The following is a 21,981-nucleotide window of genomic DNA, read 5'->3' on the forward strand; positions in this document are numbered from 1 at the left end:
AAGGAACCGGCCGTGCCGAGGTCTCAGGGCTCGGACGGATCAGCCCCGGTGATGAAGGCGATACTCTGCGACCGGGACAGCCATTCCTCGCGGCCGGGAGAAGTGCCTTCCACCAGGAAAAAACATGACCCCTTGGCATCGATTGCCCAGCAATCCGTCCAGATGCCGCCACGGCGGACGAGCAGATAGCGCCCGTCCCTAGAAACGACGAGGCGCGGATCGGCCGTGAACGAACCGTCCTCGGAATAGGTGAGCGCCTCGCCGCTCTCGAAGAGCGATCGCCAACGCCAGCCTTCCGGCTGTTCCCAAAGGTTGAAAACAGCATCCGTGGGCACGGCTTCAAGGGTCAGCATCACCACCCGCCCATCCGGGAGGGTTGTGCGGTCGAGCTCCACGCGTCGCATGGTCACATCAAGCAGGCCGAGGGCCAGCAGAAAGGCCGGCACCGCCGGCACGAGCACGATCAGCGGCATCACCCGCCGCCACCCCCTCCGGATCACTACTGCCGCCAACTGCGAGAGCACGAACAGAAAAAGGCTGCCCAGGGCGATGTAGGCGGTCCAGCCAGGCAGGACAACCTGCACTCGATCCTGCGACGGAGCCGCGCCGTTGAGCAGGTAGAGATAGATCAGGATGAGCAGGACGCTGCCGAGCAGCAAGAGGCGGCGTAGCCGGGCGGATTTCGTCATGGCGGATCGGTTCAGTGTGGGACGGCCCTGCCACCCTCCGCAACGACCGATCCGCCGGACTTTGCTCCGGATGGAACGTGGCGATCGCCACGAACCCCGCCCATCCGGGTGCCGTGCCTTCTCAGGCCGCCAGCAGCCATCGCAGCGAATGCCGCAGCCGCGCCGCCGCATCCCGCTCGAACCACCGCCCATGCGCGAAGAGCACCCGCTCCGGCTCGAACGCGACGAGCCGCGAAGCCGCCGCCGCCGCCTCCGGCTGCCGCCACTTCACCACCGCCCGTAGATAGGGCGGCGGCATGCTGTCCGGCGCCATCGTTCCGAACAGCCAGACCAGCGGCCGCAGCAGCACCGGCACCTTCTTCGCCTCCAGGCTCATCACCAGGTCCGTCACGACAAGCGTGCGGGATGACCTGTGGAACATCGCAGCTTCGTGGAACCCGCCACCACCGGGCACGAGCACCGTCTCCACCACCCCACCCCATTCCGCCGGCGCGGTCTTCCCCAAGTCATGGTCCAGCCGAACCCCGCTGCGCCGTACCTGCGCCCGGTCCCGCAGCCCCGGCGCCGCCCAGCTGACCGCCTCCGGCACGGCCTCCTGCCAGTCCTTCACGAAGGTCCAATGCGCGATGTTCGGCGCCACCAGGTGGCGGATGGGCCCGATCGCCTGCAACTCCCGCAGCAGCCCCCGGCTGAACCGCGTGGGCGAGTGCAGCAACAGCCCGCCATCCGGCAGCCGGATCACCGTCATCCGCACGCCCAGCACGGCGCCGAGTGCGTTCGGCAGCAGGCTGTCCACCACGAACACCCCGTCCGCCACCGGCTTGGGCGTATCAAGAGGCGGGTAGGCCACCCCATGTCCGTGCCCGTCATGCGCCTTGTCCCGCCCGAGCAGCCGCCCGACCGGCCCGCTCCCCTGGCCGGGCCCGCGCACCGGCGCGTTGCTGCTGAACGCCACCACCGCCAGTTCCGCCAGCCCGACGCCGACCAGCAGCGCCCGCGTCGCATCCGATTCCCCCCGCATCCGGATTCCCGCGCCCACCAGCGCGGCGCCCCCGATCGCGTCCAGCACGAGGTGCTGCCGCATGGACATCACGGGCTTCACCCCGCCCTCGTAATCCGTGACCAGCGAGTAGACGGTGTGATAGCCCGCCGCCGTGCCGAGGGCCCGCCGCGCTGCGGGCGGTAGAGCGCGCGAGAGGGAGAGGCCGCCGAGCACGGCCGCGACGCCGTAATCGATCAGCCCGTGCAGTCGCGTGGAAATCATGGCCGAACCGTCCATCCCTGTGGGGAGCAGGGGAAACGGAGCCCGCCGGGGATGGATGCGCCTGCGCGCGGGCTGGAAGCGAAACAGAAGGGGTGACACAACCTCACGACGCCCCACGGGACCCCGCCCCATGCCCGACGAGCCACCCATCGCCGATCCCGTCCGCCGCGCGGCCTCGCCCGGCACGGGGCACGCGCCCGAAACCGGCTTCGCGTCCCTCATCCCCGAACTTGCCGTCACCAGCCTGGCCGAAAGCCTCGCCTTCTGGTGCGGCCCCCTGGGCTTCGCCGTCGCCTATGACCGCCCGGCCGCCCGCTTCGGCTTCCTCGTCCGGGACGGCGTGCAGGTGATGCTGTGCGAGCGCAACGGCCGCTGGGAGACGGGTGTGCTGGAGCGTCCCTTCGGACGCGGGATCAATCTGCAGATGATGGTCGATCGCCTCGGCCCGATCTTGGCTGGGCTGCAGGCCGCGGGCTGGCCTCTGCGCGAGGAACCGGCGGAGGCCTGGTACCGCGCCGGCAACAGGCTTCGCGGTCAGCGCGAACTCCTGGTCGAGGACCCGGACGGCTATCTGCTTCGCTTTGCCGAGGATCTCGGGACGCGCCCGGCGGAGGCCTGAAGCGCGAACGGGCCCGATCGCAACCGGCCCCGCCCTGTCGCGGAACAGGGACCGAACCCCCGCCTTCCGCCGCGGGCCTCAGCCCGCCATCCCCCGCGCACCGGGCCGGAAGCCCGAGGCCGCGCGGGGAGGGGGCCTCAGCCCTCCTCTTCCTCGTCATCGGACCCGCGCAGGTCGCAGGCGATGACATAGGCCGGAGAACCGTCCTCGGCCTCCATCTCCTCGATGAGGTCGATGCCGTAGATGTCGATCTCGCCCTCCTCGCTCTCGTCGCCGCCGAGCATGATGCCCAGCGCGATCGGACGGCTGGCGTCGAGCTTCTGCAGCTCGGCGATCAGGGCGCCGACCGTCATGGTCTCGGTCGCCTGGGTATTCTCGGACATAGCTTGCGCTCCTGAGGGCCGGGCCGATGTGGCAGCCCCGCCGCCCGCAGGCAAGGGCAGCCCCGATGACAGCCCACGATTCACGCGGTTCCTACTCCCGCTTCGCCCAGCCACCCGGCCCCTGCTGCCAGTAGGTCAGCGCATGCCCCGCCGCCCGCGCCCGGCGCCAGCGGTCGCGCGCAGCCTCCAGCGCCGCCGCGTCGTTGCCGTCGAACAGGTCGAAGATCCGGTCGTAATCCTCCGCCCGCCCCGTCTCCGCCCCATCCGCCAGGAACAGGTGCCGCGCCCCATTGGGCGCCTCGTCCTCCGTCGTCAGCCAGATCGGCTGCAGATCGGCATCGCCGGAGGCTGGCGTGCCATGCGGCAACCAGTCCGGCTCCGGGCAAAGCCACAGCGCGGTATCGAGAGAGGCCAGCCGCTCCGGCCCGCCCACCCGCACCACCGCCCGCCCGCCCGTCGCCAGCACGCGTCCCAGCAGCTTCGGCAGGGCCAGCTCCAGCGCCGTGCGCGTCAGGTGATAGAAGCCGATCTCGCTCATTCGAAGCGATCCGCGACCAGCCGCTCCAGGACCCGCACCCCATACCCGCTCGGACCCGGAGGCAGCGGATAGGGCCCGGACGCCACCCCCTCCTCCCGTAGATCCATCCCGGCGATGTCCAGATGCGCCCAGGGGATTGCCGCTCCACCCTCGGGCGCCGCGAAGTCCCGCAGGAAGGCCGCGGCATGGCAGGCGTCGGGCAGGAACCGCCCGGCCCAGCCGCCACCGCCGCCCCCCGCCGGCAGGCAGTGCCGGAGATCGGCGATCTCGCTCGCCAGATCGGCCCGGTGCTTCGCCCCGATCGGCATGGGCCAGAGCGGCTCGCCCACCGCATCCCCGGCCGCCATCACCGCATCCCGCAGCCCCTCATCATTCCCGAACAGCCCGGCCCGCTGATGCCCTAGCGCCGAGACGATGCTCCCCGTCAGCGTCGCCAGATCGAGGATCGCGCATGGTCCCAGCCCGCGTGCGTGATGCAACGCATCCGCAAGCACCAGCCGTCCCTCCGCATCCGTATCCACCACCTCCACCGTCAGCCCGGACCCCATGCGCAGCACGTCGCCGGGCCGGTAGCTGTCCGCCCCCGTCGCATTCTCCGCGATCGCCAGCACCGCCACCGCCGGTGCCGGGCTGTCGCGCAGCGCAAGCGTCAGCATCGCCCCGCCGCAGGCCGCGGCCCCGGCCATGTCGCCCTTCATCGCCTCCATCCCCGCCGCCGGCTTGATGGAGATGCCGCCCGTGTCGAAGGTGATCCCCTTGCCCACGAAGGCGACCGGCGCCGCGTGCCCGCCATGGCCGGGCCAGCGCAGCACCACCAGCCGCGGCGGATGCGCCGACCCGCGCCCCACCGCCAGCAGCCCGCCATAGCCATGCCGCTCCAGCCAGCCGCGGCCATGCACCTCCACCTCGATGCCGTGCTTCTCCAGCCCGCGCAGCCGGTCCGCGAAGACCTCGGGCGTCAGCCGGTTCGCCGGCTCCGCCGCAAGATCCCGTGCCAGCCCTACCCCGCGCAGCACCGCCCGCACCCGCTCCACCGCGGGCGCAACAGCCGCCACATTATCTACCAAAAGATCTAGCTGCCGCAGGTCAGGGGGCCGCACCGCGCCGAGATGCGGCAGCCGATGCGCGCGCATCCCTGCTCCCATGGCCAGCGCCGCCACCTCCGGCGGGGAGAACCCGCGCGCGTCGAGCACCGCGTGCCGCGCGCCGCCCTCCTTCTCCTCACCCTCACCGCCACCCAGCGAGGCCGCCAGCAGCGCCCCCGCCGCCTCCATCCCCTGCGGCCCGGGCGCGACGCCGACCAGCCAGACGCGCCGGTCCCGAATCACCCCATCCAGCCGCAATGCCTGGCCGCGCGCGGGATCGAACCCCGCCGCCGCGGCGGCCGCGCCAAGCCCCTCCGGCAACGCCTTGCCTGGCCGCACCGGGACCGCCAGCGGCGCCCCGCGATGCGGCAACTCGATCAGCCGCAGCTTCAGCACGGGCGCCCCCTCAACAAAGCCGAGCCCCGCCGGACGAGGCCCCGGAAGAACCGGGCCCCGACATCACAGCGGCACGGGCGCCCCTCACGGCCGCGCCGTCAGCGGCGCGGGCGGCGCGTCGCAGGGCGCCGCGCCGCGCGCGTGGCCAGCGCAGGCTCGGTCGCCGCCGAGGTCACCCCATCCGGCGCCGGCACCAGCGGCTCGGACGCCACCGTCCCCTCCGACAGCGCGGCGGCGGAGGCGCTACCCTCACCGCTCACCGCCGCCACCTCGGTCTCGGCCGGATCCGCCGCCGGCACCCGGCCCTCGTGGTGCTCGGCGACCATCCGGTCCAGCAGCCGCACGCCCCAGGCGGAGGCTCCCTTCGGCACGGTCGGCAGATCCTTGCCGCCCCAGGCCACACCTGCGATGTCGAGATGCGCCCAGGGGCAGCCATCGACGAAGCGCTGGATGAACTGCGCCGCCGTGATGGCGCCACCCGCGCGCCCGCCGCCGACATTCTTCATATCCGCGATGTCGGAGCGGATCGCCTTGTCATAGGCATCCCCCAGCGGCATCCGCCAGGCCAGCTCGCCGACCGACTTGCCTGCATCCTGGATGCGCGCCGCCAGACCGTCGTCGTTCGAGAACAACCCGGCATGCTCGTTGCCGAGCGCCACGATGATAGCGCCCGTCAGCGTCGCCAGATTCACCATGAAGGCCGGATCGAAGCGCTTCTTGCAGTAGGACAGCACATCCGCGAGGACGAGCCGTCCCTCCGCATCCGTGTTGATCACCTCGATCGTCTGCCCGGAATAGGAGGTGACGACATCGCCCGGCCGCACCGCCGTGCCGGAGGGCATGTTCTCCACCAGCCCGACGATGCCGACGACATCAGCCTTCGCCTTGCGCCCGGCCAGCGCCATCATCAGGCCAGAGACCGTGCCGGCCCCGGCCATGTCCCACTTCATGTCCTCCATGCCTGCCGCCGGCTTGATGGAAATGCCACCCGTATCGAAGGTTACGCCCTTGCCGATGAAGGCGATCGGCTTGCTGTCCTTCTTCTTCGCGTCCGTCCCGTTCCAGCGCATCACCACCATGCGCGGCGGCTGCGCCGAGCCCTGGGACACGCAAAGCATCGAACCGAAGCCCAGCTTCTCCAGGTCCTTCTGCCCGAACACCTCCACCTCCACGCCCAGCTTCTCCAGCTTGCGCAGGCGGTCGGCGAATTCCGGCGGGTTGAGGATATTGGCCGGCTCACTCACCAGTTCGCGGGTCAGGAACACGCCATCCGCCACGGCCCGGCGCGGCGCCCATTCCGCCTTGGCCGCGGCCGGGTCCGCGCACAGCACCTTCACACCCGTCAGCCGCGGCTTGTCCTCGGCCTTCTCCGTGGTGCGATAACGGTCGAACCGCCAGGACCGCAGCGCCGCGCCCATGGCGATATCGGCCGGCGCCCCGGCCCAGCCGCCGATCGCCCGCGCATCGATGGAGGCCACCGTCTCGCGCCCCAGCGCGGCCACCGCCATGCCGCCGGCCGCCTCGGCCGCCGCCGCATCCAGCGCATCGCGCTTGCCGAGGCCGATCAGCACCAGCCGGGACAAACCCCCGCCCGGTGCGTAGAGCGTGGCCGACTGCCCCTTGCGTCCCTTGAACTCCGCCGCTGCCAGCCCGCGCGCCAGATGCCCGCCCAGCAGCTTGTCCCACTCGCCGACTAGCGCCCCGCCCAGATCCTCCTCCGCCAGGGGCAGGACGAGGGCGCCGCTCTCGGGAAGGGCGGGCTTTGCGAAGGCGATGTCGAGCATGGGGGCGTCCGGGGGCTGTTCAGCCCCGAAGATAGCACCCGGCGGAGGATCCGCCACGCCGGGTGCGCAGCCCGCCCGCCATCAAACGCCCGATCAGGCCGCCAGCGCCGGCCGCCCCACCTGGTCCAGCACCGCATCCACCCGGGACATCACCATGGCATCCTGGCGGAAGGTCACCACCACGACGCCCTCGCCCGCGCGAACAACCCGCCCCGGCACCGTCCCGACCACGCCCGGAAAGGCCAGTTCCACCCCCGTGCCGGCGCCCGGCATCCAGTCCGACAGGATCGCGCCGCCCCCGCGCGAGACATCCTTCAGTTCCACCTCCCGCCCATCCGCGGGCTGCCCGGCGCCGCGCAGCACCACACGCATCCCCCGGCCGGGCACGCGCTCATAGCGGCGGCGATCCGTCGCGCTCTCGGCCTGCATCATCGCCCGGAGAAAGTGGTCCACCTCGCTCTGTAGGCTGCCCGCCACCTGCGCCAGGTCGTCCGCGGCGGCGGAAACCGCCCCGCTGCTCGCCTGCGCCCGGTCGGTGATGCGCGCCACTTCGCGCATCGCGCCTGTCGCCTCGTCCGTCGCGCGGGAAACGGTCTGCACGCTCGCCGCGATCTCCCGCGTCGCCGCGCCCTGCTGCTCGACCGCGGCAGCGATCGCATGCGCCACCTCGTCCACCTGCGCGATGGCCGTGCCCACCTCGCGCACCGCCTCCACCGCCTCGCCCGTTGCGGCCTGGATGCCGCGGATCTGCACGTCGATCCTCTCGGTGGCCTTAGCGGTCTGCGTCGCCAGCGCCTTCACCTCGCTCGCCACCACAGCGAAGCCCTTGCCCGCCTCGCCCGCCCGCGCCGCCTCGATCGTCGCGTTCAGCGCCAGCAGATTGGTCTTTCCGGCAATGTCGGTGATCAGCCGCACCACCTCGCCGATCCGCTCCGCCGCTTCGCTCAGCCCGCGCACCGCGCGATCCGTCGCATCCGCGCGCTGCACCGCCGCCTGGGCGGATTGCGCGCTCTGCGCCACCTGCCGCGCGATCTCGGCCACGCTCGCGCTCAACTCCTCCGTCGCCGCGGCAACGGCGGTCAGGTTGCGGGACGAATCCTCTGCCCCGGTCGCGGTTCCCGCCGCGCTGTCCCGCGTGCGCTGCACCACCTCGGACATCTCACCCGCCGCGCCGCGCATCTCCGCCGCCGATCGTCCGAGCGTCGCCAGCACGCCGGAGACGGAGGCGCCGAAATCCTGCGTGTGCCGCTCCCGCGACGCTGCCCGGCGGTCCCGCGCCGTGCGCTCGGCCTCGGCCTCGGCCTCCAGCCGCCGCGTTCGCAGCCCATTCTCGCGGAAGGTCTCCAGCGCGCGCGCAAGCTGCCCGAACTCGTCCCGCCGCGCCGCCCCCGGTACCGGCGCCTCCAGGTCACCCCCCGCCATGGCCGTGGTGGCTGCCGTGACGCGCGCCAGCGGCCGCGTGATCCCGCGCCCGACGAACCAGGTCAGTAGCCCCACCGCGAGCGCCGCCAGCCCCGCGATCAGCGCGCCCTTCAGGATCATCTGCCGCTGCGCCGCCCGCAGGTCGTCCACATAGATGCCCGTGCCGATCACCCAGTTCCACGGCGCGAAGCCCGCGACATAGGACAGCTTCTCGACCGGCTTCTCAGCCCCTGGCCGCGGCCACAGATACCCGACCACGCCGGAGGTGGAGCGGCGCACCGTCTCGGCGAAGGCGACGAACAGCGCGAAGCCGTTCGGGTCGCGCAGCCCGGACAGGTCCTGCCCCTCCAGATCCGGCCGGAAGGGATGCATGACCATGCGCGGCCGAACCTCCGCGTCGTTCACCCAAAGGTATTCATCCCCGCCGTAGCGCACGGCGCGGATCGCGGCGGCCGCGGCGGCCTGGGCGGCGGCACGGTCCATCCGCCCCGCCCGCTCCTCGGCCTCGAACCGCGCCGCGGTCGCGCGGGCCGATTCGACCACCGCGCGCAGGATGCCGATCCGGTCCTGCTCCAGCTCCACCGAGCGCGTCCGCACCTCATAGGCGGCCAGCCCGATCAGCCCCAGCACCGCCACCAGCGTGCAGAGATGCAGCCGCAGCGCGATCGGCCAATCGGAGATGCGCGATCTCAGGACATGTCGGGGCATGCAGGAACCATTTCGGTAAGGGGAACCGGCACCTTAGGTCCCAACCCTGGAAACATTCTTAATCGCAGCCCCACCCCGCCGCCGGGGCTGCCCCCGCGCCCCCACTCCGCGCTATCTCCTCGTGATGACCGACGAAGACCTGCTCGCCCTGGCCGCCACCCTGGCCGAGCGCGCCGCCCACGCCATCAACGTCATCCGCGCTGCCGGCTTCGCGGTCGAGCGCAAGTCCGACGAATCCCCCGTCACCGAGGCTGACCGCATCGCGGAAGCCCTGATCGTCGAGGGCCTGCGCGCCGCGACGCCCGACATCCCTGTGATCGCCGAGGAGGAGGTCGCCGCCGGCCTGGTCACCGCGCTTGCCCCTCGCTACTGGCTCGTGGACCCGCTGGACGGCACTCGCGAATTCGCCGCCGGCCATGACAGCTTCACCGTGAATGTCGGGCTGGTGGTGGGCGACCGCGCCCATCTCGGCGCCGTCGCCGTCCCCGCCAGCATGGAGATCTTCGGCGGCATCGTCCCCACCGGCCTCGCCTGGAAGCGCGACGCCGCGGGCCAGCGCCCCATCCGCGCCCGCACCGTCCCGGGGGAGGGCGCGGTCGTCCTCGCCTCCCGGCACTATTCCGACGACCCGCGCCTCGGCACCTTCCTCGCCGGGCGCAAGGTCGCGCGCATCGAGAATATCGGCTCCGCGGTGAAGTTCTGCCGCCTGGCCGAAGGGGAGGGGGACCTCTACCCGCGCTTCGGCCGCACCATGGAATGGGACACCGCAGCCCCACAGGCCGTGCTCGAGGCCGCCGGCGGCCGTGTCACGGATTTCGAGGGCGCTTCCCTTCGCTACGGCAAGACCGGCTTCGAGAACCACCCCTTCCTCGCCCAGGGTGCATGACGGAGCACCTGCCCTTGGAGGCACTGGCGCGCGCCGCCGCCCTGTTGCGCGCCGGCGCCCTCGTCGCCTTCCCCACCGAGACCGTCTACGGCCTTGGCGCAGATGCGACGGATGGCCGCGCCGTTGCCGCCATCTACGCTGCGAAGGGCCGCCCCAGCTTCAACCCGCTGATCAGCCATTTCCCGGACGCCGCATCCGCCCTCGCGGAAGTCGTCCCCGACGACCGCGCCCGGGCCCTGGCCGAACACTTCTGGCCCGGCCCGCTCACCCTCGTCCTCCCCCGCCATCCCAGAAGCCGCATCGACCAGCTCACTGGCGCCGGGCTGGACACGCTGGCCGTCCGCGTCCCCGCCCATCCCCTTGCCCTCGCCCTCCTCCGCGAAACCGGCCTTCCCCTGGCCGCGCCCTCCGCCAACCGATCCGGCGGCGTCTCTCCCACCACCGCCGGCCATGTGCTGGACGGGCTTGAAGGCCGCATCGCCGCCGTCCTCGATGGAGGCCCCTGCGCGGTCGGCCTCGAGAGCACCGTGCTGGACCTCAGCGGCCCCGAACCCCTCCTCCTCCGCCCCGGTGGCATCACGCCGGCCGCGATGGAACCCCTGATCGGTCCCATCGCCCGCCCCGACCCGACCGGCACGCCCGAAACCCTGCGCTCGCCCGGCATGATGCTGTCCCACTACGCCCCCGCGCTGCCCGTGCGCCTGAACGCCACCTCCGTTGCTCCCGACGAAGCCCTGCTCGCCTTCGGACAGCCTCTCCCCGGCGCCGGTGCCCTCTGGAACCTTTCTGAAACCGCCGACCCCTCTGAGGCCGCCGCCCGCCTTTTCGCCGGCCTCCGCTGGCTGGACACGGAGGGCGCCGCTCGCGGCCTGCGCGCCATCGCCGCGATGCCCGTCCCCCCATCCGGCCTGGGCGAGGCCATCAACGACCGCCTCGCACGCGCCGCCGCCCCCCGATAAGCGGACCAGCCCAACCGCATTCACAAAACCCGCAAAAAAAGAGAGGGGTCCGGGGGAGTTCACCTCCCCCTGCCTTCCTCACCCCTTGCCCCCACCCCCCGACCGGCGGATTTTGCCCCTGTGCCCGCCACCCCGACCGACCCCCTCCCGCTCAACCCCAGCCCCGGTCCTGGCCAGATCTTCCTCGCCTTCGCCAAGGCCGGGCTGATGGGCTTCGGCGGCGCGCAGATCTGGGTTCGCCGTGCCCTGGTCGAGGAGCGCCGCTGGCTGAGCGAGCGCGACTACGCGGAGATCCTCGGCCTCGGCCAGGTCCTGCCCGGCCCGAATGTCGGCAATGCCGCCGTGATGATCGGCCGCCGCTTCGCCGGCCTGCCCGGCTCGCTGGCTGCCACGGGCGGCCTCTACCTCTTCCCGCTGATCGTGCTGATGGGCTTCGTCATGCTCTGGCAAAACTTCGCGGACGACTCGCATGTGGCTCCCTTCATGCACGGCCTGGCCTGCGCCGCTGCGGGCATGGTGATCGGCAACGCCTTCCGCATGACCGGCCGCCTCAGCCCCCCGCCCGAGCTCATCGCCATCGGCCTGCTCGCCACCGCGGCCGCCGCCCTGTTCCGCGTGCCTCTCCCGGCCATCGTCCTCGTCCTCGGCCCCATCGGCATCGCCGCCGTGGTCTGGCGTGGGCGGAGAGGGGAGGGGACAACCCGATGAGTGGACCCGTCTGGGACCTGTTCCTGTTTTTTCTCAAGCTCTCCCTCGTCGCCGTGGGCGGCGCCAACGCCGCCGTCCCAGAGATGCACCGCGAGGTGGTGGAGCTGCGCGGCTGGATGACCGACGCGGTCTTCTCCCAGGGCTACGCCCTCGCCTCCGCCGCGCCCGGCCCCAACGTCCTCTTCGTCGCCGTCATCGGCTGGCATGTCGCGGGCTGGCAGGGGCTGGCGGCCAGCCTGCTCGGCTTCCTCGGCCCCACTTTCATCCTCGCCTGGACGGTGGCGATGCTCACCCAGCGTCTGGCCGGGGACCCCCGCATGGCGGCGCTGCGCGCCGGGCTGGTGCCGGTCGCCATCGGCCTCATCCTCGCAACCGGCCTCGTCACCGGCGCCGCCGCCGCGCGCGGCACGGGCGCGGAAGTGGCGGTCGCCATCCTCATCACCGCCGGCGCCGCGCTCTTCACCTGGAAATCGCAACTCTCGCCCATCTGGGCCCTGGCGGCAGGCGGCGTGCTGGGCCTTGTCCTGCTCTAGCAGCCCTATTTCCGCCCGCGCAGTGATACGCATTCTCACCTATTGCCCGTAAACCGGTGCTGGAACAGATTGCGGCCGAGTCACGAAGCCCACCCACGGCGCCAATTCACCGCTCCCAGTCACGAACTCCAGTCACCAGAACGAGGCCAGCACCATGCCCAGCCCGCGGACCGCCCTCCGTCTCGCCCTCTCGCTGCTGCTCGCCCCGCTCGGCCTGGGCGCCGCCCGCGCCGCCGAGGTGAACCTCTACACCACCCGCGAACCAGGCCTGACCCGCCCGCTGACCGACCGCTTCACCGCCGAGACCGGCATTGCCGTCAACACAGTCTTCGTCCAGGGCGGCCTCGCCGAGCGCCTGGCCGCCGAGGGCAGCCGCTCCCGCGCCGATGTCGCCATGGTGGTGGATGTCGGCAACCTGATGGAGCTGGTGGACCGCAACCTCACCCAGCCCGTGAGGTCCCCCGCCCTGGAATCCGCCATCCCCGCCAACCTGCGGGATGCCGAGGGCCGCTGGTTCGCCCTCTCCACCCGGGCCCGCGCCATCTACGCCTCCCGCGAGCGCATCCCCGAGGCTGAGGCCGCGCGCCTCACCTACGAAGACCTGGCCGACCCTCGCTACAAGGGGCGCGTCTGCATCCGCTCTGGCCAGCACCCCTACAACACTGCCCTCTTCTCCATCCTGATGATCCATCACGGCGAGCCCTGGCTGCGCGACTATCTCGCCAAGCTCCACGCCAACCTCGCCCGCCGCGCGACGGGCGGCGACCGTGAGGTGGCGCGCGACATCCTCGCCGGCATTTGCGATGTTGGCCTGGCCAACACCTACTATGCCGGCCTCATGCTCTCCGGCCGCGGCGGCGACGAGCAGAAGCGCTGGGGCGAGGCCGTGCGCGTCGTCCTCCCGGCCAACGAGACGGCCGTGAACATCTCCGGCGCCGCCGTTACCCGCCATGCCCCCAACCGCGCCGAGGCCGTCCGCTTCCTCGAATTCCTCACCTCGCCCGAGGCGCAGACGATGTATGCCGACGCCAATTTCGAGAACCCGGTGCGCCCGAACACCCCGGTGAACGAGATCGTCGCCAGCTTCGGCCCCATCACCCCGCGCGACGTCTCCCTCCCCGAGGTCGCCGCGCGCCGCGCCGCCGCCAGCCGCATCGTGGACGAGGTCGGCTTCGACCGCTGACGGCGCGGCCTGCCAAAGCTCCGCCTTGCCCCTCCGGCTCCACCGGATCGGGGCGGCCCTCAGCACTGCCCTTGTGGCGCTGCCGGTGGCCGCCCTGGCGATCGCCGCCGCGCGCGGATCGGGCGATCTCTGGCCGCACCTGATCCGCTACGTCCTACCGAATGCGGCGCTGGAAACCGCGCTGCTTCTCGCGGGTGTCGGCGCCGTGGTGGTCGGGGTGGGGACCGGCACCGCCTGGCTCGTCTCCTGCTACCGCTTCCCCGGGCGCAAGACTTTTGCCTGGGCCCTCGTCCTGCCGCTCGCCCTACCGACCTATGTTGCCGCCTATGCCTGGCTGGATGTCCTCCACCCCGCCGGCCCTGTGCAATCTGCCCTTCGTGCCCTTCTCGGCCTGCACGGCCCCCGCGCCATTCCGCTGCCCGAGATCCGCTCGCTCCCTGGCTGCATCATGGTGATGGGCACGGTCCTCTTCCCCTATGTCTATCTCGCCGCCCGCGCCGCTTTCCTCACGCAAGGGCAGGACCTGCTCCGCGCCGGCCGCGGCATGGGCGCGGGCGGGCTGCGCCTGTTCCTGCAGGTCGGCCTGCCCATGGCCTGGCCCGCCATCGCCACCGGCACCGCGCTCGCCCTGCTGGAAACCCTGAACGATGTCGGCGCCGCCGAATTCCTCGGCGTCCGCACCCTCACCGTTTCCGTCTATGTCACCTGGATCACCCGCTCCTCGCTGGAAGGCGCGGCGCAGATCGCCCTCGTCATCCTCGCCCTCGTCGCCGCCCTCCTCGCGCTCGACGGCTGGGCCCGCTCCCGCGCCCGTGGGCGCCACGTGGTCCGCGAGACCCTGCGCCCCGACCGCCGCACCCTCTCCCCCGCGCCCGGCGTGCTGGCGATGCTGTTCTGCCTCGTCCCCGTCCTGCTCGGCTTCGTCATCCCCGCCGCCTACCTCCTCTGGGCCGCCTGGCGCCGCGTGGCCGAATTCGGCCTGCCACCGGAGCTCGGCAACTGGATCGCCAACAGCGCCACCCTCTCGGCCATGGCGACCCTGCTGGTCCTCCCCGCCGCCCTGCTGCTCGCCTTCGGCGCCCGCGGCGACGCCATGCCCGACCGCCGCGCCACCGCCGACACCGCCCTGCTGCGCGCCAGCCTGCTCGGCTACGCACTCCCCGGCGGCATCGCCGCCGTCGGCCTCATCCTCGCCTTCGGCGCGCTGGACGACCTCACCGCAACCCTCGGCGACCATCTCCCCGCCCTCTCCGGCACCGCGACAGCCCTCGTCACCGCCTATTTCGTCCGCTTCCTCGCCATCCCCGCCGGCGGGCTGGACGCCGCCTATGCCCGCATCCGGCCGCAGCTGGACTGGTCCGCCCGCGCCATGGGGGCGGGCAGGGGGCGTATCCTTGCCCGCGTCCACCTTCCCCTTCTCCTGCCCGCCCTCTCGGCCTCGGCCTTGCTGGTGTTCCTCGACGCCATGAAGGAACTCCCCTCCACCCTCCTGCTCCGCCCCTTCAACCGCGAAACCCTCGCCACCGCCCTCTACGCGGAAGCCGCCCGCGGCACCTATGAGGAGGGTGCGGTCGCCGCCCTGGCGCTTGTCGTGGTGGGCCTACCTGTTATCGGGCTACTGGTGGCAGGCGGGCGGCCGAGACAGCGCCTCCCCAAGGGCTCAGACCGCTCTTGACCCACGGCCCCGGCCGGGCGTTTGGTCCCCCGACCATGCCCGATACCGCCCAGCCCCTCACCACTGCTCCGCTGCCCCTCGCCGTGATGGACGCGCTCCACGCCATCCTCGGCCCGCGCGGCATTCTCACCGACCCGGCCGACCTCGAACCCCATCTCTCCGATTGGCGAGGTCTCTACCGCGGCGCCTCCCCCGCCCTTCTGCGCCCCGCCTCCACCGAGGAGCTGGCCGCCTGCATGCGCCTCCTCCACGGGGCATCCATCCCCGTCGTCCCCCAGGGCGGCAACACCTCCATGGTCGGCGGCGCCATGCCGGATGAGAGCGGGCGGCAGGTCATCCTCTCCCTCTCTCGCCTCAACCGTATTCGCGACCTCGACCCGCTGGACATGACCATGGTGGCGGAAGCTGGCGTGGTCCTGAAAACCGCGCAGGACGCGGCGGCGGCGGCCGGCACCCTCTTCCCGCTGTCGCTGGGCGCCGAAGGCACCGCCACCATCGGCGGCGTTCTCTCCACCAATGCCGGCGGCAACACCACCGTTCGCTACGGCAACGCGCGCGACCTGATGCTGGGGCTGGAATTCGTCCTTCCCGATGGCGGCGTGGTGAACGGCCTGCGCCGCCTGCGGAAGGACAACACCGGCTACGCGCTGCGCCATCTGATGGTCGGCGCCGAGGGCACGCTCGGCATCGTCACCGCCGCCGTCCTCCGCCTCTTTCCCCGCCCGCGCGCCGAGGCCATTGCCCTTTGCGCGGTGGAGAGCGAGGACGCTGCCCTCTCCCTTTTCCGCCGCTTCCGCGACCGCGACGAGGGCGCCGTCCGCGCCTTCGAATACATGGCCGGGCAGGGCATGAACCTCGTCCTTCAGCACATCGAGGGCGCCACCCTCCCGCTCTCGGAGCGCGCCGAGCACTACGTCCTGGTGGACCTCGCCTCCTCCCGCCCCGATGCCGACCTGCGCGGCCTGATGGAGGCGGTGCTGGAGGAGGCCCTCGAAGCCGGCGAGGTGACCGACGCCGCCCTCGCCGAGAGCGAGGCCCAGCGCCACGCCATGTGGCGCCTGCGCGAGGAGCACCCCGAGGCCCAGAAGAAGGAGGGCGCCTCGGTCAAGAACGACGTCTCCGTCCCCGTCTCCAAGGTCCCCGAACTCATCCGCCGCTCCAGCGAGGCGCTGAAGAAGCTCATCCCCGGCAGCCGCCCCGTCCCGTTCGGCCACATGGGCGACGGCAACATCCACATGAACCTCGAGCAGCCCGAGAACATGTCCGCCGCCGACTTCCTCGCCCGCAGCCACGACATCATGGACACGGTGAACGCCATCGTCCGCGACCTCGACGGCTCCTTCTCCGCCGAGCACGGCATCGGCCGCCTGAAGCCCGACATGCTCACCGAATGGCGCGGTGGCCCCGAACTCGACGCCATGCGCCGCATCAAGTCCGCGCTCGACCCCAAGGGCCTGCTCAACCCTGGCAAGGTCCTCCCGGCATGACGGCCAGGGCGCTGCTCGCGGCCGCCCTGGCCGCCAGCGCCCTGGCTGCCTGTGCCCCGCGCGAAACAGCCGCACCCAGCACCGGCGCTGCCCACCCGGCGCCGGACACCATCCCCCGCTTGCCCGACATCCCCGACGCCTTCCGCGCCGAGCTCCGCGCCGGCCGCCTCCCGTCCTGCCCGCTGGACGGTCAGGCCGTGCATCTCGGCAATGGCCGCTTCCTCACCGCCGCCCATCTCGTGGACGACAGCGTGCCCCGCCTCCGCCACTGCGCCGGCACCCCCGCCCAGCCCACCATCCGCTACGCCGGCCGCACCCTTCCCGTGCGCGCCATCCACATGGGGGAGGGCAGGGCAGAGGCCGGGATCGGCGTCACCTATCGCGGCGGCCAGGACCTCGCCCTCCTCCAGGCCGGCACTGTCCCCCCCGGCCCCGCCGCGCGCCCCTGTGCCTCCGGCCCCATCCCCGGCCAGCCTGTCCGCGTCCTCTCTACCCCGCGCGACGTCCTGCGCGCCGGCCCCATGGTCCCCGAGGCCCGCGCTGCCGACGGCGCCTATGCCGACCTTCCCGTCCTCCTCGCCCAGGGCGAATCCGGCTCCGGCGTCGTGGACGCCGAAAGCCATTGCCTGCTCGGCATTGTCAGCCACCGCCCGGAGGCCACGCCCGGTCACACCCGGATCGTTCCGGCTGCCGCCATCCGCGCCTTTCTCGACGTCGCACCCGCCATCCCGGCCGGCCGCTCGCCGGAAAGCTGAACATCCCGCCCCAAGGGGCTGTTCTGTCACAAAGGGCCATTTGCCCCGGCGGGGTCGGATGGATAGGTTGCGCCCCCCATGAGCCGCATCACGCGTTACATCGCTCGGCAGATCGCGCTGACCCTGCTGGCCGTGACCATCGGCCTGGCAGCGCTGATCTGGCTGACCCAGTCGCTCCGCTTCATCGAGCTGGTGCTGGACCGCGGCCTGCCCTTCTCGGTCTTCCTCGAACTCACCGGCCTCCTGCTGCCCTCCTTCTTCGCGGTGATCCTTCCCATCACCACCTTTGTGGTCACCCTCTTCACCTATGTCCGCCTCTCCTCGGACCGGGAACTGGTGGTAATGCGCGCCGCCGGCCTGTCGGACTGGCGCCTGGCCCGCCCGGCCTTGCTGGTCGCCACCCTGGCCACCGGCGCCGGCCTGCTCCTGCAGACCTGGCTGGTCCCCATCTCCCACGCCGCCTTCCGCGAGTGGCAGTTCGAGATCCGCAACCAGATGGCCGCCATCCTCGTCCAGGAAGGCGTTTTCAGCAGCGTTTCCAGCGACCTGACCGTCTATGCCCGCCTGCGCGAGAAAGACGGCACGCTCCGCGGCATCCTCATCCATGACCAGCGCGAGCCCGGCGCCCCCGTGACCATCCTGGCCGAGCGCGGCGTCATCCTGCCCAGCACCAACGGTCCGCGCGTGGTCCTGCTCAACGGCCAGCGCCAGCAGATGGAGCGCGCGGTGCCCCCCAACTCCCCGCCCGGCACGCCCCCCGTCGCCCGCCTCTCGGTCCTGGCCTTCGGCGAGAATAGCGTGGACCTCGCCCGCTCCAGCCGCACCGAGGACTCCCGCAACCGCGACAGCCGCGAGCGCTTCGTGGGCGAGCTGCTGAACCCGGACCCGAACGAGGGCCTGGCCGAGCGCGACATCCGCAAGTTCCGTGCGGAAGGCCATGGCCGCCTCGCCTCGCCCTTCACGGCCCTGTCCTTCGCCCTCGTCGGCCTCGCGGCCGCCCTGGGCAGCGTCTTCCGCCGCCACGGCGGGGGACTCACCGCCATCACCGCGATCGGCACGGTGGTCTCCCTCCTTGCCCTCGGCCTCGCGGTCGGCAACCTCGCGGCAAGGAACAACGCCTTCATCCCGCTGATCTGGCTCCACGCCCTTGGCCCGGCCGTCGCCGCGGCCTGGATGCTCTCGGGCGCCCCGGGCTGGCCGCGCCGCGCCCCCCCTGTGCCCCGCCCGGCTTCCGGCCCCGGCCTCACCGTCCCGCCCGCCGCCGGCAAGCTCTCGCGCGGGGCTGCCGGGTGACCTTTCCCCTGACCTTCGGCGCCTATGTCGCGCGCCGCTTCGCCGTCATGTGCCTGGTGATGCTCGCGGCTCTCACCGGCCTCGTCGCCCTGTTCGACTTCATCGAGCTGCTCCGCCGCGCCGCCACGCGGGAAGCCGGCTTCGGGCTGGTGGCCACCATCGCGGCGCTCCGCGTGCCCTTCGTGGCGATGCAGGTCCTGCCCTTCGCCATCCTGCTCGGCGGCATCCTCGCCTTCTGGCGCCTCGCCCGCTCCTCCGAGCTGGTGGTCGCCCGCTCGGCCGGCATCTCGGCCTGGGGCTTCCTGCTCGGTCCCGTCCTCGTCGCCACCATTCTCGGCGCCGCCGCCACCGCTGGCCTCTCCCCCCTCTCGGCCGTGCTCCTCTCGCGCGCCGAGCGGCTGGACGCGGCCGCGCTGCGGAACAACGCGGGCACCACCACCCTCGCCGGCGGACGCCTCTGGCTCCGCCAAGCCGACCGCGAGATCGACCCGCAGGGCGTTGCCATCCTCTCCGGCCGCCCCGCCGCCCGCGCGCCGGGCAGCCTCGGCGGCTTCGCGCTGGAGGAGGTGTCGGTCTGGCGCATCTCCTCCACGGACCGCTTCCTCGGCCGTGTCGAGGCCCCCCGCGCCACGCTGGCCGGCGGCGCCTGGGTGCTGGACGCTGCCGTTGCCTTCGGCGCCGACCGCCAGGCCAGCCCCCCGCACAGCCTGCGCTTCCCCACCGAGCTGACCCCCGACCGCATCGAGGACAGCTTCGCCAGCCCCGACACCCTCTCCTTCTGGGCGTTGCCGGATTTCATCGCCGTGCTGGAGGATTCGGGATTTTCGGCCGTGCGCCACCGGCTGCAGTTCCATTCCCTGCTCGCCTTGCCCATGCTGGCCGTCGCCATGGCCCTGCTCTCCGCCGGTTTCTCGATGCGCGAAGCCCGCAAGGGTGGCGTCGCCCAGATGCTGGGCGCCGGCGTCGCGGCCGGCTTCGCCCTGTTCCTGCTGGACCGCGTCACCGGCGAGTTCGGTGAGACCGGAACCCTGCCCGTGATCCTGGCCGCCTGGGCGCCGGCCGCTGCCGGGCTGATGTGTGCCCTGGCGCTTCTGCTGCACCTGGAGGATGGATGACGGACGCGATCGCCCGGAGGCGCCACCGCCCGATGCCTGCCTCTCTCCCGCTCCGCTCGCAGCGGGCCCGCCTGCTCGGCGGCACCGCGCTCCTGGCCGCGCTGGCCCTGCCCGCGGCCCTGCCGGCCCCCGCCCTCGCCCAGAGCGGCACCCTGTCCATCCGCCCCGACCAGCTCGGCGGGGCAGGGGGCGGCATGGGCTTCGGCGGAGGTGCCGCGCCCGCGCGCCCGGCCACGCCCGGCGCAGGCCCGCTCGGTGCCGGCGTCGCCGCCGTGGACCGCGACACCCCCGTCACCTTCACCGCCACCGAGGTGGAGTACGACCAGAACGAGAACCGCGTGACCGCCACCGGTGCGGTCGAGGCCTGGCAGGGCGGCCGCATCCTCCGCGCCGAGCGCTTCACCTATGACCGCGATACCGGCATCGCCATCGCCGAGGGCAACGTCCAGCTGCTCGAGCCCGACGGCCAGGTACTCTTCGCCGAGCGCGTGGAGCTGATGGGCAGCACGCGGGACACCGTGGTGAACGGGCTCCGCGGCCTGCTGGCCCAGAACGGCCGCGTCGCCGCCAACGGCGCCCTCCGCCGCACGACCGAGAACGGCGCGGTGGTCATGGACCTCTCCCGCGTCGTCTACTCCTCCTGCGACCTCTGCGCCGAGGACCCGCTGGCCCCCCCGCTCTGGCAGTTCCGCTCCCGCCTCGCGACCCAGGACGGCGAGTCCAAGCGCATCCGCTTCCGCGACGCGACGCTCGATTTTGGCGGCGTGCCGGCCTTCTACACGCCCTACATGTCGATGCCGGACCCCTCGACGCCGCGCTCCTCGGGCTTCCTCACCCCCTCCTTCGGCCAGACCCGCTATCTTGGTGGCTTCGCCGAGGTCCCGTACTACTGGGCGATCGACGACAGCAGCGACCTGACCGTCACGCCGATGGTGGCGACCGAGGCGCCGCCCTCCGGCTTCTTCAGCTACCGCCGCCGCTTCAACGCCGGCCAGATCAGCGCCCAGGGCTCGCTTGGCTACCTCAACGGCCGCGAATCCAGTGGCGAGAAGGGCCTGGGCGGCCACATCTTCTCCCGCGGCCTCTTCACCATCGACGAGAACTGGCAAGCCGGCTTCAGCATCAACCGCGCGAGCAGCGAGACCTATTTGCGCGCCTACCGCCAGCCCGCCACCGCCGTGCTCACCAGCACCGCCTATGCGGAAGGCTTCTGGGGCTACCAGTCCTATGCCCGCATCCGCGCCCTGGCCTTCCAGGGCCTGCGCGAGGTGGACCTGACGAGCCGCACGCCCTTCGTCCTGCCGGACATGTACTACGAGACGGTGCTGAACCGGGACGAGCTGGGCGGCACCCTCACCGCCGACGCCACCGCCTTCCAGATCTACCGCGGGGAGGGCACCCAGACCCGCCGCGCCGGCACCCGCCTGCGCTACGAACTGCCCCGCTTCGACAATCTCGGCGCGCAATGGACCTTCCGCGCCCAGGCGGACGGGCTCGGCTACAACGCCGCCAACCTCAACCTCGCGCCGAACTTCAGCGATGTCAGCAACACCAGCACCGTCACCGGCAATATCCGCGTGGCCCTCGACTGGCGCCTGCCGCTCGTGCGCTCCGCCGGCAGCCTCGGCACCCAGCTGATCGAGCCCCGCGTCCAGCTCGTCTCCGGCCCCAACACCGGCCGCCAGCGCGACATCCCGAACGAGGACAGCCTCGACTTCGAGTTCACGGACGCGAACCTCTTCTCCCTCAACCGCTTCAACGGGCGGGACCGCCAGGAAGGCGGCACCCGGGTGGACGCGGCGATGCGCAGCGCCTGGTTCTTCCCCAATGGCGGCTCGCTCGACGCCATGGCCGGCCGCTCCTTCCGCGCCTCCGACGAAGCCCTCTTCACCGAGCGCTCCGGCCTCGACAAGCGCGCGTCGGACTGGGTGGGCCGCGTGACCATCGCCCCCACCTCCTGGTTCGACGTCACCGCCCGCACCCGCCTCGACGGCAGCTCGCTCGACCGCCGCATGGTCGACACCGCCGCCAGCTTCGGGCTGGACCCGGTGGGGCTGCCCGGCACCCGCATCGGCCTCGGCTACCTCTACCAGGTGCCCGACCCCGCGCGCGTGCCGCTCCGCTACACCCGCGAGGTCTATGGCAGCGTGAACACCCGGATCGGCAATCACTGGCGCGCCGGCGTCTTCGGCCGCTACGACATCGAGGACGAGCGCGGCGTCGCGGTGGGCACCAGCGCGGCCTATGAGGACGAGTGCTTCGTCTTCGAAGGCCGCGTTTTCCGCTCCCTCGCCGAGAACGCCCTGACCCGCACCACCTATCCGGGCGCGACCACGGTGATCTTCCGCATCGCCCTCAAGACCGTCGGCGACTTCTCCCTCCGGGCGCTCTGAGCCCGGCCCCACCCTCCCGTCACACCGCCTGGCCACCCCGGCCAGGCAAGGCCACGCAACGGAAGGCGGAACAGGCGACCACGGGATCGCTTCAATCCGCCGCCCG

19 protein-coding genes are annotated in these 21,981 nt (G+C 72.2%); 12 read left to right on the top strand and 7 right to left on the bottom strand.

Features of this window, described 5'->3' with window-relative positions:
* Positions 1-23: 23 nt before the first annotated feature.
* Positions 24-659 (bottom strand): hypothetical protein, encoded by a 636-nt coding sequence (locus tag ACVBD7_RS01995; protein ID WP_458095851.1) that lies wholly within the window; start codon positions 657-659, stop codon positions 24-26.
* Between the two features lie 151 nt (positions 660-810).
* Positions 811-1,953: a DUF4336 domain-containing protein gene (locus ACVBD7_RS02000; protein WP_458095852.1), complete on the bottom strand. Its 1,143-nt coding sequence runs from the start codon at positions 1,951-1,953 to the stop codon at positions 811-813.
* Between the two features lie 130 nt (positions 1,954-2,083).
* Between ACVBD7_RS02000 and ACVBD7_RS02005 the strand changes: the two genes are divergently transcribed.
* Positions 2,084-2,572, top strand: a complete 489-nt coding sequence (locus ACVBD7_RS02005; protein WP_458095853.1) for a bleomycin resistance protein — start codon at positions 2,084-2,086, stop codon at positions 2,570-2,572.
* Between the two features lie 137 nt (positions 2,573-2,709).
* On the opposite strand, the gene ACVBD7_RS02010 is transcribed toward ACVBD7_RS02005, so the two are convergent.
* The 5 genes from ACVBD7_RS02010 to ACVBD7_RS02030 all read right to left on the bottom strand — a co-directional run bounded on the left by ACVBD7_RS02010 (position 2,710) and on the right by ACVBD7_RS02030 (position 8,888).
* On the bottom strand, positions 2,710-2,955 hold the full coding sequence (locus tag ACVBD7_RS02010; protein ID WP_458095854.1) for a hypothetical protein: 246 nt from the start codon (positions 2,953-2,955) through the stop codon (positions 2,710-2,712).
* 91 nt (positions 2,956-3,046) lie between these two features.
* Positions 3,047-3,493, bottom strand: a complete 447-nt coding sequence (locus ACVBD7_RS02015; protein WP_458095855.1) for a DNA polymerase III subunit chi — start codon at positions 3,491-3,493, stop codon at positions 3,047-3,049.
* On the bottom strand, positions 3,490-4,974 hold the full coding sequence (locus tag ACVBD7_RS02020; protein WP_458095856.1) for a leucyl aminopeptidase family protein: 1,485 nt from the start codon (positions 4,972-4,974) through the stop codon (positions 3,490-3,492). The genes ACVBD7_RS02015 and ACVBD7_RS02020 overlap by 4 nt, the downstream gene beginning before the upstream one ends.
* A 98-nt stretch (positions 4,975-5,072) precedes the next feature.
* Positions 5,073-6,758: a leucyl aminopeptidase gene (locus tag ACVBD7_RS02025; protein WP_458095857.1), complete on the bottom strand. Its 1,686-nt coding sequence runs from the start codon at positions 6,756-6,758 to the stop codon at positions 5,073-5,075.
* Positions 6,759-6,851: 93 nt separating this feature from the next.
* A complete protein-coding gene (locus tag ACVBD7_RS02030; protein ID WP_458095858.1) occupies positions 6,852-8,888 on the bottom strand; it encodes a cache domain-containing protein in 2,037 nt (678 codons plus the stop codon).
* Between the two features lie 124 nt (positions 8,889-9,012).
* Between ACVBD7_RS02030 and ACVBD7_RS02035 the strand changes: the two genes are divergently transcribed.
* From ACVBD7_RS02035 to ACVBD7_RS02085, 11 genes are all read left to right on the top strand, one after another.
* The gene (locus tag ACVBD7_RS02035) at positions 9,013-9,774 is read left to right on the top strand and encodes a 3'(2'),5'-bisphosphate nucleotidase CysQ family protein (RefSeq protein ID WP_458095859.1); all 762 of its coding nucleotides are present in this window, start codon (positions 9,013-9,015) and stop codon (positions 9,772-9,774) included.
* Positions 9,771-10,733: an L-threonylcarbamoyladenylate synthase gene (locus ACVBD7_RS02040; RefSeq protein ID WP_458095860.1), complete on the top strand. Its 963-nt coding sequence runs from the start codon at positions 9,771-9,773 to the stop codon at positions 10,731-10,733. The genes ACVBD7_RS02035 and ACVBD7_RS02040 overlap by 4 nt, the downstream gene beginning before the upstream one ends.
* Before the next feature lie 120 nt (positions 10,734-10,853).
* Positions 10,854-11,441, top strand: a complete 588-nt coding sequence (locus ACVBD7_RS02045; protein ID WP_458095861.1) for a chromate transporter — start codon at positions 10,854-10,856, stop codon at positions 11,439-11,441.
* Entirely contained in the window at positions 11,438-11,974 is a 537-nt protein-coding gene (locus ACVBD7_RS02050) for a chromate transporter (protein ID WP_458095862.1), read from the top strand. The genes ACVBD7_RS02045 and ACVBD7_RS02050 overlap by 4 nt, the downstream gene beginning before the upstream one ends.
* 154 nt (positions 11,975-12,128) lie before the next feature.
* The gene (locus ACVBD7_RS02055; protein ID WP_458095863.1) at positions 12,129-13,157 is read left to right on the top strand and encodes an extracellular solute-binding protein; all 1,029 of its coding nucleotides are present in this window, start codon (positions 12,129-12,131) and stop codon (positions 13,155-13,157) included.
* Between the two features lie 25 nt (positions 13,158-13,182).
* The gene (locus ACVBD7_RS02060) at positions 13,183-14,832 is read left to right on the top strand and encodes an ABC transporter permease (protein ID WP_458095864.1); all 1,650 of its coding nucleotides are present in this window, start codon (positions 13,183-13,185) and stop codon (positions 14,830-14,832) included.
* Positions 14,833-14,867: 35 nt separating this feature from the next.
* Positions 14,868-16,319, top strand: a complete 1,452-nt coding sequence (locus ACVBD7_RS02065; protein ID WP_458095865.1) for an FAD-binding oxidoreductase — start codon at positions 14,868-14,870, stop codon at positions 16,317-16,319.
* Positions 16,316-17,074, top strand: coding sequence for a trypsin-like peptidase domain-containing protein (locus ACVBD7_RS02070; RefSeq protein WP_458095866.1), 759 nt, complete (start codon positions 16,316-16,318; stop codon positions 17,072-17,074). Before ACVBD7_RS02065 ends, ACVBD7_RS02070 begins: the two co-directional genes overlap by 4 nt.
* A gap of 78 nt (positions 17,075-17,152) precedes the next feature.
* On the top strand, positions 17,153-18,367 hold the full coding sequence (gene lptF / locus ACVBD7_RS02075; protein WP_458095867.1) for an LPS export ABC transporter permease LptF: 1,215 nt from the start codon (positions 17,153-17,155) through the stop codon (positions 18,365-18,367).
* Entirely contained in the window at positions 18,364-19,482 is a 1,119-nt protein-coding gene (gene lptG / locus ACVBD7_RS02080) for an LPS export ABC transporter permease LptG (protein WP_458095868.1), read from the top strand. Before lptF ends, lptG begins: the two co-directional genes overlap by 4 nt.
* Before the next feature lie 32 nt (positions 19,483-19,514).
* Positions 19,515-21,875, top strand: a complete 2,361-nt coding sequence (locus ACVBD7_RS02085; RefSeq protein WP_458095869.1) for an LPS-assembly protein LptD — start codon at positions 19,515-19,517, stop codon at positions 21,873-21,875.
* Positions 21,876-21,981 lie beyond the last annotated feature (106 nt).

The sequence above is a fragment of the Roseomonas sp. WA12 genome (genome assembly GCF_054165765.1).

Coding starts and splice junctions, on each gene's coding strand:
- ACVBD7_RS02000 (WP_458095852.1), bottom strand. CDS start 1,953: ATGATTTCCACGCGACTGCACGGGCTGATCGATTACGGCGTCGCGGCC.
- ACVBD7_RS02005 (WP_458095853.1), top strand. CDS start 2,084: ATGCCCGACGAGCCACCCATCGCCGATCCCGTCCGCCGCGCGGCCTCG.
- ACVBD7_RS02010 (WP_458095854.1), bottom strand. CDS start 2,955: ATGTCCGAGAATACCCAGGCGACCGAGACCATGACGGTCGGCGCCCTG.
- ACVBD7_RS02015 (WP_458095855.1), bottom strand. CDS start 3,493: ATGAGCGAGATCGGCTTCTATCACCTGACGCGCACGGCGCTGGAGCTG.
- ACVBD7_RS02025 (WP_458095857.1), bottom strand. CDS start 6,758: ATGCTCGACATCGCCTTCGCAAAGCCCGCCCTTCCCGAGAGCGGCGCC.
- ACVBD7_RS02030 (WP_458095858.1), bottom strand. CDS start 8,888: ATGCCCCGACATGTCCTGAGATCGCGCATCTCCGATTGGCCGATCGCG.
- ACVBD7_RS02035 (WP_458095859.1), top strand. CDS start 9,013: ATGACCGACGAAGACCTGCTCGCCCTGGCCGCCACCCTGGCCGAGCGC.
- ACVBD7_RS02040 (WP_458095860.1), top strand. CDS start 9,771: ATGACGGAGCACCTGCCCTTGGAGGCACTGGCGCGCGCCGCCGCCCTG.
- ACVBD7_RS02050 (WP_458095862.1), top strand. CDS start 11,438: ATGAGTGGACCCGTCTGGGACCTGTTCCTGTTTTTTCTCAAGCTCTCC.
- ACVBD7_RS02055 (WP_458095863.1), top strand. CDS start 12,129: ATGCCCAGCCCGCGGACCGCCCTCCGTCTCGCCCTCTCGCTGCTGCTC.
- ACVBD7_RS02065 (WP_458095865.1), top strand. CDS start 14,868: ATGCCCGATACCGCCCAGCCCCTCACCACTGCTCCGCTGCCCCTCGCC.
- ACVBD7_RS02070 (WP_458095866.1), top strand. CDS start 16,316: ATGACGGCCAGGGCGCTGCTCGCGGCCGCCCTGGCCGCCAGCGCCCTG.
- lptF (WP_458095867.1), top strand. CDS start 17,153: ATGAGCCGCATCACGCGTTACATCGCTCGGCAGATCGCGCTGACCCTG.
- ACVBD7_RS02085 (WP_458095869.1), top strand. CDS start 19,515: ATGCCTGCCTCTCTCCCGCTCCGCTCGCAGCGGGCCCGCCTGCTCGGC.